Source organism: Corynebacterium sp. CCUG 61414 (genome assembly GCF_024453945.1).
GTDB lineage: Bacteria > Actinomycetota > Actinomycetes > Mycobacteriales > Mycobacteriaceae > Corynebacterium > Corynebacterium pseudogenitalium.
Genome location: NZ_JAGPYU010000001.1, coordinates 359,005 through 371,508, shown reverse-complemented (window position 1 = coordinate 371,508; position 12,504 = coordinate 359,005). Strand labels below are relative to the sequence as shown.

Sequence of the window (12,504 nt, the reverse complement as noted above, 5' to 3'; positions counted from 1 at the left end):
CTAGGCTGGGTCCTGTTCTGTTTCCATAGCATGAATCGAGGATTCTGTGACGCTTTCAGCTGAACTTCAAGCAAAAACTGTACGTAACTATCCCGAAGACTGGACCGACGTGGATACGCGGGCAGTTGATACAGCCCGAATCCTCGCGGCTGACGCCGTGGAAAACTGCGGCTCTGGGCACCCAGGCACCGCGATGTCGCTCGCACCTCTTGCATATACGCTCTACCAGCGGGTGATGAATGTAGACCCCGCTGACCCACATTGGGCAGGGCGCGATCGCTTCGTATTGTCAAACGGCCACTCTTCCCTGACACAGTATGTTCAGCTCTACCTGGGGGGCATGGGACTTGAGCTCAAAGACCTCCAGCAGCTTCGTACCTGGGGTGCTAAGACTCCCGGTCACCCTGAGTACAACCACACGGACCACGTAGAGATTACAACTGGCCCGCTCGGCCAGGGGTTGGCATCAGCAGTTGGTATGGCGATGGCTTCGCGCCGGGAACGTGGCCTGTTTGACCCTGAGGCTCCGGCTGGCGAATCGCCGTTCGATCATTTCATCTACGTCGTGGCTGGAGACGGTTGCCTTCAAGAAGGTGTCACATCGGAGGCTTCATCTCTCGCAGGGACGCAGCAGCTCGGAAACCTGATTGTATTCTGGGATGACAACAGGATTTCGATCGAGGATGATACCCAGATCGCGTTCACTGAAGACGTTATGAAGCGCTACGAGGCCTACGGCTGGCAAACACTAACGGTTGAGTCCGGCGAGGACGTCGTCGCGATTGAGAAAGCGATCAAGGAAGCACAGTCCGACACCAATCGCCCAACGATCATTCAGGTAAAGACGGTCATCGGCTTCCCTGCTCCTACGCTGCAAAACACGGGTGCAGTACACGGCGCAGCTCTCGGTGCGAAAGAAATCGCAGCTGTCAAAAAGATTCTCGGCTTTGATCCGGAGATTCACTTCCCGGAGGAAGAGTCCGTTATCACCCATACTCGAAAGCTCCGGGACCGTGGTGCTGCGAAGCGTAAACAGTGGGACGAGACGTTTGCTGTTTGGGCTGAGGCCAACCCAGAGAAGAAGGCCCTGTTTGACCGATTGACGGCTCGAGAGCTCCCATCCAACTGGTCGCAGGACTTCCCAACTTGGGACGCTGACGAAAAGGGCCTTGCTACCCGTAAGGCTTCTGAAGCAGTAATCCAGGCTGCGGCTGCGGCCCTTCCAGAGCTTTGGGGTGGCTCCGCAGACCTTGCAGGCTCCAATAACACCCTTATCAAGGGGGCTGCATCGTTCGGGCCTCAGGCGATTTCTACCGATATGTTCAGCGCTGAGCCGTACGGTCGCAATTTGCACTTCGGCATCCGCGAACATGCCATGGGCGCGATCATGAACGGCATTGCACTGCACGGCAACACACGAGTTTACGGCGGTACGTTCCTGATCTTCTCCGAGTATCTCTACCCGGCAATTCGCGTCGCAGCACTTTCAGGTATCGACGGCTACTACGTCTTCACGCACGACTCGATCGGCCTGGGCGAAGACGGTCCGACCCACCAGCCGGTTGAAACGCTCACTGCGCTTCGAGCCATCCCGGATATGGCGGTGATCCGACCGGCCGACGCGAATGAAACGTCTGCTGCGTGGAAGTCTGCGCTGGAGGCTACGCCGATGCCGAAGGCACTGGCGCTTTCCCGTCAGAACCTCCCTGTGCTTGAGGGCACAAAGGAAAAGGCATTCGAAGGTGTTGCTCGCGGTGCGTACGTACTCGTGGACTCCTCTACCCCGACGCCTGATTTGATTCTGATGGCTTCTGGCTCGGAAGTGCAGCTTGCTGTTGAGGCTGCGAAGTCCTTGGAAGCCGAAGGTATCGGAACTCGAGTTGTCTCGGTGCCTTGCATGGAGTGGTTTACGCAGCAATCGCCGGAGTACATTGAATCGGTACTTCCTGCAGAGGTTCGAGCAAGGGTCTCTGTCGAGGCCGGTCTGTCCATGCCATGGCATCGTTTTGTAGGCGACGCCGGTCAGTGTGTTTCCTTGGAGCACTTTGGTGCCTCCGCACCAGGTCCAGAGCTCTTCGAGCGGTTCGGCTTTACAGCAGACAACGTTGCAGCAGCCGGACGCGCGTCTGTAGCAGCGGTGCAGCGATAGTTGAAGAGTTGTCCTGGTCAAGCCCTCCCCTAGCTTGGCCAGGCCCATTTTTTAGAAAGGAATCTGAGCATGAACACAGTTGAAAGGCTTCGGGAGCTCGGCACGTCCACTTGGCTGGATGATCTCTCTCGCCAGCGCATCGCCACTGGCAATCTAGAAGCAGTCAAACGTGAGAAGTCGGTCGTTGGCGTGACAACCAACCCTGCAATTTTTGCTTCAGCAATGTCGACTGGAAGCGCGTACGACGAGCAAATCCAACAGTTGAGAGCGTCAGGTGCCAGCCCCGACGAGGCGGTTTACGCGATGAGCATTGACGACGTCCGCGACGCGTGCGACATCTTCCGGGACATCTACGATGCGACCGACGGCCTTGATGGTCGCGTTTCCATCGAGGTTGACCCCCGCTATGCTCACGACGAAGCGAAGACGATCGCTCAAGCGAAAGAGCTGTGGGCACGCGTGGGTAAATCGAATGCAATGATCAAGATTCCAGCCACAGACGCCTCGTTGCCAGCAGTCACAGCAGCACTGGCAGCTGGTATTTCAGTGAATGTCACGCTGATCTTCTCTGTGGAGCGCTACCGCGAGGTCATTCGCGCGTACAAGGAAGGTATTCGGCAGGCTGCAGCCAACGGCCACGATGTCTCAACCATTCATTCTGTTGCCTCATTCTTCGTGTCTCGCATGGACACCGAAGTCGATGCTCGCCTTGAGCAAATTGCTACTTCTGAAGCACTTGCGTTGCGAGGCAAAGCAGGCGTGGCAAACGCTCAACTGGCATACCGCTTGTTCCTTGAGGAATTTTCTTCGTTGGATGACCTTCCAGCTGGTGCCAACGTTCAACGCCCGCTGTGGGCCTCGACTGGTGTAAAGAACCCTGAGTACCCTGCCACGTTGTATGTGTCTGAGCTGGCTGGCCCAAACACGGTCAACACCATGCCGGAATCAACTATCGACGCCACCCTGGCTAGCGACAGTCTTCACGGCGATACTTTGTCTGCCAGTGCTGACGACGCGCAGAAGACGTTTGACGCTATCACCGCTGCAGGGATCGACTTGTCTGATGTCGTGCGAGTCCTCGAGCAGGAGGGCGTCGATAAGTTTGTTGATGCGTGGCAAGAATTGCTAAATTCCATGTCGGAAAAGCTGCAATAAAAAGGAGTACATGTGAGTGACGAGAGCACGCATTGGGTGAACCCGCTTCGGTCCCCCGAGGATAAGCGGCTTCCCCGCATTGCGGGTCCGTCTGGGATGGTGATCTTCGGTGTAACTGGAGATCTAGCTCGGAAAAAGCTCCTGCCGGCAATTTACGACCTCGCGAACCGGGGTCTCCTCCCACCGGGCTTTGCTCTCGTCGGGTTTGGGCGTCGAAACTGGTCTAAACAAGATTTTGAGGACTATGTGCGTGAAGCCGTTGAAGCATCTTCCCGCACCGCGTTTAATACGAACGTTTGGGACCGGCTCGCAGAAGGTATGCAGTTCGTCTCGGGCTCGTTTAATGACGACGCCGCGTTCGACGCCCTAGCCAATACACTGCGCTCGACCGATGAAACACGGGGGACGAACGGAAACTGGGCCTTTTACCTTTCTGTGCCGCCCGAGCACTTTTCGAGCGTTGTCCACCAGCTGGACCGCAGTGGAATGGCACAGCCTCAAGACCACGGCTGGCGCCGAGTGATCATCGAGAAGCCATTCGGGCATGATCTGGAATCCGCCAAAGAGCTAAACCGAGTAGTGAATTCAGTGTTCCCGGAGCGATCCGTATTCCGAATCGATCACTATCTCGGCAAAGAAACCGTGCAGAACATTATGGCTCTGCGTTTCGCAAACCAGATGTTTGAACCAGTGTGGAATTCGCACTACATCGACCACGTACAAATCACGATGGCTGAAGATATTGGGCTCGGTGGCCGCGCGGGCTATTACGACGGTATTGGTGCAGCACGAGACGTCATCCAAAACCACCTGATTCAGCTGCTTGCCTTGATCGCTATGGAGGAGCCGACGTCGTTCTCCCCGGGGCGTCTTCGTGCGGAGAAACTCAAGGTCCTCCGCGCTACGACTCCCGTCGAGCCGTTCGATGAGACAACCGCACGCGGGCAATACGTAGCGGGCTGGCAAGGTTCTGAACGCGTAATCGGGCTCCGGGAGGAGTCCGGGTTTGACCCCAACTCTGCAACCGAAACCTATGCGGCCTGTACGTTAGAGATAAACTCGCGTCGCTGGGCAGGTGTTCCTTTCTACCTTCGCACTGGTAAGCGCCTCGGGCGTCGAGTGACTGAGATTGCCCTGGTCTTTAAGCGTCCTCCGTACCAGCCGTTCGAAGACGATCAGACAAAACTGCTTACGAACAATGCAGTCGTTATCCGCGTGCAGCCGGACGAAGGCGTGCTGATGCGCTTTGGTTCCAAGGTGCCTGGAACTGCATTTGAAGTTAGGGATGTCAACATGGATTTCTCGTACGCGGAGGCATTTACGGAACAGTCTCCCGAAGCATACGAGCGGCTCATCCTCGATGCACTACTCGACGAATCTAGCTTGTTTCCAACCAATGCGGAAGTCGAGCGGAGCTGGGAAATCCTCGATCCAATTCTCAACTACTGGGAGTCGCACGGACATCCAGATGAATATCGTGCGGGCACTTGGGGGCCCGCATCAGCAGACGCGATGCTGGCCAAGGACGGCCGCCAATGGCGTCGTCCATAATGTGTGCAAACAACGAACGTGAGGCTTAATCCTTGATTGTCACTCTTCCCGACACGACCACCCGCGATGTGTCCACAGCGCTCCTAGAGGCTCGTGAAAATTATTCGTTGGCGACCGGGCGCGTGCTCACGCTCTTGGTTGCTGCACATGCGGAGGATGATGTCGATTCTATTCTGGAGACGGTCCGGAACGCGACCATGGAGCACCCGGCTCGAGTTCTCGTCTTGTTGCTCGACTGCCAGAGCGAGCAAACCTGGATGGATGCAGAGGTAATCGTCGCGGCGGACGCTGGCGCCTCTGAGATGGTTGTCATGACTCTCCACGGTGAACTTACGCAGCATCTTGACGCGGTGGTCACCCCGCTGTTGCTGCCCGATACCCCTATCGTTGCTTGGTGGCCCACAACTGTGCCAGATGTTCCTGCAGAAGCAGAGCTGGGTAATATCGCGCACCGCAGAATCACGAATGCGTGGCGCACTATGGGGGCAGAATGCATAGAGCAGCTGGCTAAGGCGTACGTCCCAGGTGATTCGGACATGATGTGGTCTAAAATCACGCCATGGCGCGGCGTTGTCGCCTCAGCTTTCGACCGCTATAAACAGCAACCACGCCGGATCTTGCTCAGCGGTATTACCGAGCATCCAAGCGTACAAATCGCAGCCTCTTGGCTCGATGCCTGCTTTGGCGTTGAGGTAACTGTGCAAAACGTAGCAGGCGCCGACGCCATTCCTGGCTCCCCAATCCAACACCTATCGCTGGACTGCGAACAAGGCTCTGTGCAGGTACAAATTGTTGATGAGCACACCGTGCGAGTTTCCGTACCGGGATACCCTGATGCGTTTGTTGCACTGAGTGCTCGCTCGGACGCAGAATGCCTCGCTGAGGAGCTACGCCACCTCGATCCTGACGCCATGTATGCTCGGGCATTGTTACATAACCTCCCTTAACTTCGCACCGAAAGAGGGTCGACGGATGTCCAACACAGTCAAGACCAAAAAATTTGCAGACCTCGAACAGCTTATCGACGTCTCCACCTCCGCATTCCAAACGTTGATTTCAGAGATCCACAGCTCCCCTACCGGTGGTGTAAACGGCGACGGAACCGCACGTGTTGTGCTTACTGGCGGAACAGCCGGAATCCGGTTCCTTGCAGCCCTAGTTTCATCAGATACCGACTGGTCCAGGGTGAAGCTATTCTTTGGCGACGAGCGCAACGTAGCCGTCAGCCATCCTGATTCGAATGAAGGCCAGGCCCGGGCAGCGTTGCTCGATCATATAGATATCCCAGAAGGAAACATTTTCGGGTATGGGTTGGACGGAGGGACGATGGAGCCCGCTGTCACTCGTTATGAAGCGCACCTGAAAGTTGAGGCGCCTGAGGGGTTCGACCTCCATCTACTGGGAATGGGCGGTGAAGGCCACATTAATTCGCTATTCCCACATACGCCTGCTGTGAGAGAGGACGCCGCTCTGGTTGTTGCTGTGACGGATTCACCAAAACCACCTGCGGAACGTGTTTCGTTGACACTACCTGCTGTTCGGAAAGCACAAAAGGTCTGGCTTCTTGTTTCTGGTGCAGAGAAGGCAGAAGCTGCGTCCGCAGTTGCAAACCGGGCAGAGTATCTTGACTGGCCAGCGGCCGGTGCTGTCGGCAAGGAAGAAACGATCTTGTGGGTCACCGAGGACGCGGCACCACGTTAGATTCCCGCAGATTCGGATTTCCGACCAACGAAAAGGCCCGCCGGAAGCTTATTGCTCCAGGCGGGCCTTTTGCTAGCGGCTAGGCAGCAAAAGTCTGAATAAGATTCAGGCCCACGATGCATACAAGCCAGATGAGCGTAATGATAACCGTGTAACGGTCGAGGTTCTTCTCCACGATAGTGGAGCCGGACAGGTTAGCCTGCACGCCACCACCGAACAGGCTCGAAAGCCCGCCTCCCTTGCCTTTGTGAAGCAGCACGAACACTGTCATCAAGACCGCAGCGATTACGAGCACGATCTCAAGAGCCAACGTCATGGTGGTAAATCCTCACTATAAAACCTACATTGATGTAACTCGGACCAGACTACACGAAGTCACCGAATGGTGTTATTCGACGCGCTCTGGTCCGAGCGACATATCTTGCAAATCTACTGTACTGCCTGGGCAGCCGCAGCAGCCAATTTCGCGAAATCCTGGCCGTCAAGAGACGCACCTCCGACAAGACCACCGTCAACATCAGGCTGAGCGATGATCTCACCGACAGTTTCCGTCTTTACGGATCCGCCGTACAAAATACGGATGCCATCAGCAACCGCATCACCGGCCAAGTCACGGATCAGGCCGCGAATAGCCTGACACACTTCCTGCGCATCGGAGGCAGAGGCAACCTTGCCAGTGCCGATAGCCCATACCGGCTCATATGCAATGACGGTCTTCTCCAACTCCTCGTTGCTCAAACCGTCCAGGGATTTCTTCGTCTGCTCTACGACGTAGTCGACATGGGTGCCTTGTTCGCGAATGTCTAGCGGCTCACCGACACACACGATTGGGTTCATGCCGTGCTCAAGTGCCTTCTTTGCCTTGCGGGAAACTAGCTCATCGTCCTCACCGTGGTACTCACGGCGTTCTGAGTGGCCGACAACTACCCACGTACAGCCAAGCTTCTCCAGCATTGTGGCCGAAACTTCACCAGTGTAGGCACCAGCATCGTGTGCTGACACGTCCTGTGCACCATACGTGATCTGCAGCTTGTCGCCTTCAACGAGAGTCTGGATAGAACGAAGGTCGGTAAACGGCACGGTCAATGCAACGTCCACGAACTCATAGCCGTCCTTCGGGAAGGCGAACGCCAGCTTCTGGGCCGAAGCGATTGCTTCGAGATGGTCGTGGTTCATCTTCCAGTTACCAGCAATCAGTGGTTTGCGAGACATATTCATACTCCTTTTCAACAACGACTACTGTCCAAGTACAGCAACGCCGGGCAGCTCTTTGCCCTCGATCAGCTCGAGCGATGCGCCACCGCCCGTAGAGATGTGGGAGAATCCAGCCTCATCGAGGCCCAGAATGCGAACAGATGCTGCGGAATCGCCGCCACCGACCACCGTGAAGGACCCGTTGTCCTTCGTAGCAGCGATCATTGCTTCAGCAACGGCTTTTGTGCCAGAGGCGAACGCTGGAAACTCGAAGACGCCCATTGGCCCGTTCCAGAACACGGTCTTCGAGCTCTTCAGCGCCTCACCATAACGCGCGGCAGTCTTCGGGCCAATGTCGAGAGACATCCAGCCTTCCGGAATAGCATCGGCCGCGACGGTCTGCTTCTCTGCATCCTTTGCAAACTCAGACGCTGCGATCAGGTCCTCAGGCAATAGCAGCTTGTCGCCGAAACGGCCGATGAGGTCCTTGCAGGTCTCAATCATGTCTTCCTGCAACAAAGAGTTTTGAACGTTGTAGCCCTGTGCAGCCAGGAAGGTGTAGCACATGCCGCCACCGATAATTACCTTGTCGGCCTTCGCCGCAAGTGCCTCGATGACTCCCAACTTGTCGGAAACCTTCGAACCGCCAAGCACAACAACGTATGGATGATCTGGAGCATCCTTCACCTTGCTCAGAGTCTTGACTTCCTTCTCGACGAGGTAACCAGCGTAGGCAGGAAGCTTCTTAGCAACGTCGTAGACGGAGGTTTGAGCGCGGTGTACTACACCGAAACCGTCAGAAACAAACGCGCCGTTGTCCGCAGCTAGTGCTACAAGCTCAGCTGCGAACTCAGTGCGCTCAGCCTCGTCCTTCGAGGTCTCGCGTGGGTCAAAGCGTACATTCTCGAGAAGCAGAATCTCGCCACCGGTAAGCCCATTTGCCCGCTCATGTGCATCCTCACCAGAAACATCACCGGCGAGCGCTACGAACTGACCTAGGCGCTCACTTAGGGCTTCAGCCACTGGCTTCAAGGAGAACTTAGGGTTCACTTCCCCCTTTGGGCGGCCGAGGTGAGCCATGACAATGACTTTCGCGCCACCTTCCAAGAGCGCCTTCAAAGTTGGCAGTGATGCGTCGATACGACCAGCATCGGTAATATTGCCGTCCTCATCAAGCGGAACGTTGAAGTCAGAACGGACCAGGATGTGGCGATCTTCGACGCCTTCATCCAGAAGCTGTTGCAGCGTTTTCATTGTCATGGGACTCTCCTCAGTTGACTGTTGTTTGCAGTAGTTTTCTTTTCAAACAGTAGCGAAAGAAATGGCCCGAAGTGTGCGTACTGCACACCCGGGCCGTTCTAGGTCTTATGCCAAGTTATCCGCGACGTGCTTCGTCATGCGGACAAACTGAGAGGTGTAGGACCACTCGTTGTCGTACCAAGCAATCAGCTTGACCAGGTTGCCGTCGATGACGCGGGTCATCCCAGCATCGAAGATGGAACCATGGGTGTTGCCGATGATGTCGGAGGAAACGATTGGATCCTCGGTGTACTCAAGCGCCTTGCCAAACTCTGGGTCCTGAGCAGCCTTCTTGATTGCTGCGTTCACCTCATCAACGGTGACGTCCTTGTTCAGCTCGACGGTCAGGTCGGTTGCGGAACCGGTGATCGTTGGCACGCGCATTGCGAAGCCATCCAGCTTACCCTCAAGTGCAGGCAGAACCAGGGCAACTGCCTTAGCAGCACCCGTCGTCGTTGGGACGATGTTCTGAGCTGCTGCACGGGCACGACGCAGGTCCTTGTGAGGTGCGTCCTGAATGCGCTGGTCGCCAGTGTAAGCGTGAATGGTGGTCATCAGACCGGACTTGATGCCGAACTGCTCTTCCAGAATCTTCGCGACTGGTGCAAGGGAGTTCGTGGTGCAAGATGCAGCGGAGATAATCTGCTGATCATTGCTGTAGTCGGTGTGGTTGACGCCCCAGACGTAGGTGCCATCGACGTTCTTACCCGGTGCGGAGATGATGACCTTCTTAGCGCCAGCCTCGATGTGAGCCTTTGCGTCATTGCCATCGGTGAAGCGGCCGGTGCAATCAAGGACGATGTCGACGTTTGCGTCGCCCCATGCGAGCTTGGATGGGTCCTTCTCTTCGGTAACCTCGATGCGGTGACCATCAACGGTGATGGAGGACTCGTCGTACTCAACGTCGCGGCCGAGCTGGCCATACGCTGTGTCGTACTTGACAAGGTGGGCCAAAGTCTTGTTGTCGGTCAGGTCATTAATCTTCACGACCTCAAGGTCGCTCGAGTACTGATCCAGGATGATGCGGAATGCCGAGCGGCCGATACGACCAAAGCCATTAATGCCAATACGAATAGTCACAGTCTTTACTCCTCTATGTCGGAAATTGTTGAGACTTGCTGATGGGCCGGTACCAATCTCTTTCCGTTCTCGGTGAGCTCCTTGGTTCAGCCCGTTGCTCATCAGTTTAGCGAGAGATTTCAACATGTGCATGGCCACGATGCCGCAAGAGACGCCCTAAAGGTGCATCACCAAAGAGACGGCGAAACCGGGGGTATCGTCTCATAATTTCACCAAGCATGAATGTCTGTTTACCGCCAAAGCCACACCTAATGCGACTCAAACAACGACAAAGGTAATCTCTTTTACCCCCGCGGGGCGTATCTGGCGAAACTGCTTGTGCGCTATCCCCCGAAATTGTGATGTTGCACACAGGGCGGTCTGGGAGCGCCCCAGAACGCTCTATGTTGCCTTCGTGTCTTTACCGCGAGTGTTCGCTATACCGAGCTCAGCAGCCCGCTTGTCAGCAAGGGACAACAGCCGACGAATTCGCCCAGCGACCGCATCCTTCGTCATCTGTGGGTCAGCCAACCGGCCAAGTTCTTCAAGCGAGGCTTGCCGGTGCTCAACACGCAGGTATCCGGCTTCGGCGAGATGCTCAGGCACATCGTCGCCGAGGATCTCCATCGCACGTTCCACACGCTGAGCGGCTACCGTCGCAGCATGTACGCTTCTGCGGGTGTTGGCGTCGTCAAAAGTTGCCAACCGTTGACCGCCACGCATCTGCGCTTGCTTCTCCCGAAGTTTTGCGTCCCACTCCAGGCGAGCAAGAGGCGCACCCATTCGACTGAGAAGCACCCCTATCGTCTCCGCATCACGGACATGTACACGCTCAACACCGCGAGTCTCCCGCATTCTGATGTGGCACCCAAGACGACGCGCTAACCCCACTAGGGCAAGCCCAGCTTCCTCGCATGGGCACTCGACCTCTAAAGCGGCAGTTCGGCCCGGCTCTGTGAGCGCTCCCCTAGCGAGGAACGCACCCCGCCACGCGGCTTCAACTTCAGCAATTTCTCCCGAAACGATTTGCGGGGGCATACCTACCACGAGATGACCAGACTGCGTCCGAAGATTTAGACGCCGATACAGCGCTTCAACACCAGTATCTAGACGTACTTCGTATTTCGTTTCCTTTGTCGCCGAGCCAGGTGAAACCACGGCGAACTTTGGTGAGCTCATGAAAAGAGTTTCAAGAATCAGGATTAAGCGACGTGCCACCGCCTCTTCCGCGAAATCCGCAATCATAGTTACCCCGTGGATTGAGGCGTCAAGTTTTCCTGCAAACCGAACTAACGCGGATGCCTCGGCGGCCGCGGCAGACTTCGCTCCTATTGGAGTTCGAAGCAGCTCTTCTTTGGTTTTGGCGGTCAGCGACACCGAGTGATCCTTTCTACAAAAACATCGGTGGATTAGTGTAGCGCACGTTATGCGTGAAAATCACGAACGAGAGATAGCAGCTCATGTGCAAGCTTGCGTGGATCATGCCGGTTTGTGTTGCGGTACTGATCATCAACTTCATGAATATCTCGGAACAATACAGTTGCACCCACGCGATCCGCGGCTCGCCCGAGATGAACGCGTTCGCCCTCCGTCGGGCTAATTGAGTTATCAGCCAGGAACACATCAACATGCAGGTTCGGAGCGTGCTGCTCGAAGACATGAATATGGCGTTCCGTGCTAAATCCCGGTGTCTCTCCTGCCTCCGGAGAAAGATTCAGCACTACAACTACCAACGCGGACGTCTCATTCAACGCGCGGACAATGTCCGGAACGAGTAGATGCGGAATCACCGACGAAAACCACGATCCAGGCCCGATTGTCACCACTTCTGCGTCCATGATCGCCTGCACTGCTTCGTCGGTTGCGGGAGGATTGTGGGGCAAAAGGCGGACGCGTCGCACAGTTCCGGGTGTGGTGGCAACGGCAACTTGACCGCGAACAGAACGCAAAACACGGGGGTCGTCGTCTAACCCCGCGACATCGGCCTCAATGTCGAGAGGCATAGGACTCATAGGAACAACCCTGCCCTGTGCGCCTGTCCATGAGCCGATGACGTCCAACGCTTGCTGAATATCGCCGAGTTCCTCGCTTAGTCCGGCAAGGAGCAGATTGCCAACTGCGTGCCCTGCCATCGCTCCATTTCCGCCAAATCGGTGTTGTAATGTATCTCTCCACAGAGCGCCATCTTCGTCATCCGCGGTCAGGGCTGAGAGCGCCATCCGCAGGTCACCAGGCGGAATGATATCCATCTCACGGCGTAGCCGACCGGATGAGCCTCCGTCGTCAGCAACTGTTACCACGGCGTGGATGGCTCGAGCCTCAGCCGCCCGCGCCGCCAATAGTGTTTGGTATAAACCGTGCCCTCCCCCAAGGCAAGTAAATGCAGGTCCCATAAT

11 protein-coding genes are annotated in these 12,504 nt (G+C 56.1%); 5 read left to right on the top strand and 6 right to left on the bottom strand.

The genetic code is table 11. The features are described 5' to 3' along the window. The first annotated feature begins 46 nt into the window (after positions 1–46). From tkt to pgl, 5 genes are all read left to right on the top strand, one after another. Positions 47–2,149, top strand: coding sequence for a transketolase (tkt, locus tag KBX14_RS01775; protein WP_256041734.1), 2,103 nt, complete (start codon positions 47–49; stop codon positions 2,147–2,149). A gap of 69 nt (positions 2,150–2,218) precedes the next feature. Then, entirely contained in the window at positions 2,219–3,304 is a 1,086-nt protein-coding gene (gene tal / locus KBX14_RS01770) for a transaldolase (protein WP_256041733.1), read from the top strand. A 12-nt stretch (positions 3,305–3,316) separates the two neighbouring features. Further along, positions 3,317–4,855, top strand: coding sequence for a glucose-6-phosphate dehydrogenase (zwf, locus tag KBX14_RS01765; protein WP_070362428.1), 1,539 nt, complete (start codon positions 3,317–3,319; stop codon positions 4,853–4,855). Between the two features lie 32 nt (positions 4,856–4,887). Then, positions 4,888–5,802: a glucose-6-phosphate dehydrogenase assembly protein OpcA gene (locus tag KBX14_RS01760; protein ID WP_070362427.1), complete on the top strand. Its 915-nt coding sequence runs from the start codon at positions 4,888–4,890 to the stop codon at positions 5,800–5,802. 25 nt (positions 5,803–5,827) lie between these two features. Next, the gene (gene pgl, locus KBX14_RS01755; protein ID WP_256041732.1) at positions 5,828–6,556 is read left to right on the top strand and encodes a 6-phosphogluconolactonase; all 729 of its coding nucleotides are present in this window, start codon (positions 5,828–5,830) and stop codon (positions 6,554–6,556) included. 79 nt (positions 6,557–6,635) lie between these two features. Here pgl and secG read toward each other — a convergent pair whose 3' ends face one another. From secG to yvcK, 6 genes are all read right to left on the bottom strand, one after another. After that, entirely contained in the window at positions 6,636–6,872 is a 237-nt protein-coding gene (secG, locus tag KBX14_RS01750) for a preprotein translocase subunit SecG (RefSeq protein ID WP_070362425.1), read from the bottom strand. A gap of 113 nt (positions 6,873–6,985) precedes the next feature. Further along, positions 6,986–7,768, bottom strand: a complete 783-nt coding sequence (gene tpiA / locus KBX14_RS01745; protein ID WP_070976872.1) for a triose-phosphate isomerase — start codon at positions 7,766–7,768, stop codon at positions 6,986–6,988. A gap of 24 nt (positions 7,769–7,792) precedes the next feature. Continuing rightward, complete coding sequence (pgk, locus tag KBX14_RS01740) at positions 7,793–9,010, bottom strand: phosphoglycerate kinase (protein WP_070362423.1); 1,218 nt, start codon at positions 9,008–9,010, stop codon at positions 7,793–7,795. A gap of 105 nt (positions 9,011–9,115) precedes the next feature. Then, a complete protein-coding gene (gene gap / locus KBX14_RS01735; protein ID WP_070976869.1) occupies positions 9,116–10,129 on the bottom strand; it encodes a type I glyceraldehyde-3-phosphate dehydrogenase in 1,014 nt (337 codons plus the stop codon). Positions 10,130–10,510: 381 nt separating this feature from the next. Then, on the bottom strand, positions 10,511–11,485 hold the full coding sequence (gene whiA, locus KBX14_RS01730; protein ID WP_070362421.1) for a DNA-binding protein WhiA: 975 nt from the start codon (positions 11,483–11,485) through the stop codon (positions 10,511–10,513). Between the two features lie 47 nt (positions 11,486–11,532). Next, on the bottom strand, positions 11,533–12,501 hold the full coding sequence (yvcK, locus tag KBX14_RS01725) for a uridine diphosphate-N-acetylglucosamine-binding protein YvcK (protein WP_070976866.1): 969 nt from the start codon (positions 12,499–12,501) through the stop codon (positions 11,533–11,535). Between the last annotated feature and the right edge of the window lie 3 nt (positions 12,502–12,504).

Coding starts and splice junctions, on each gene's coding strand:
- yvcK (WP_070976866.1), bottom strand. CDS start 12,501: ATGGGACCTGCATTTACTTGCCTTGGGGGAGGGCACGGTTTATACCAA.
- pgk (WP_070362423.1), bottom strand. CDS start 9,010: ATGACAATGAAAACGCTGCAACAGCTTCTGGATGAAGGCGTCGAAGAT.
- secG (WP_070362425.1), bottom strand. CDS start 6,872: ATGACGTTGGCTCTTGAGATCGTGCTCGTAATCGCTGCGGTCTTGATG.
- tal (WP_256041733.1), top strand. CDS start 2,219: ATGAACACAGTTGAAAGGCTTCGGGAGCTCGGCACGTCCACTTGGCTG.
- tpiA (WP_070976872.1), bottom strand. CDS start 7,768: ATGTCTCGCAAACCACTGATTGCTGGTAACTGGAAGATGAACCACGAC.
- pgl (WP_256041732.1), top strand. CDS start 5,828: ATGTCCAACACAGTCAAGACCAAAAAATTTGCAGACCTCGAACAGCTT.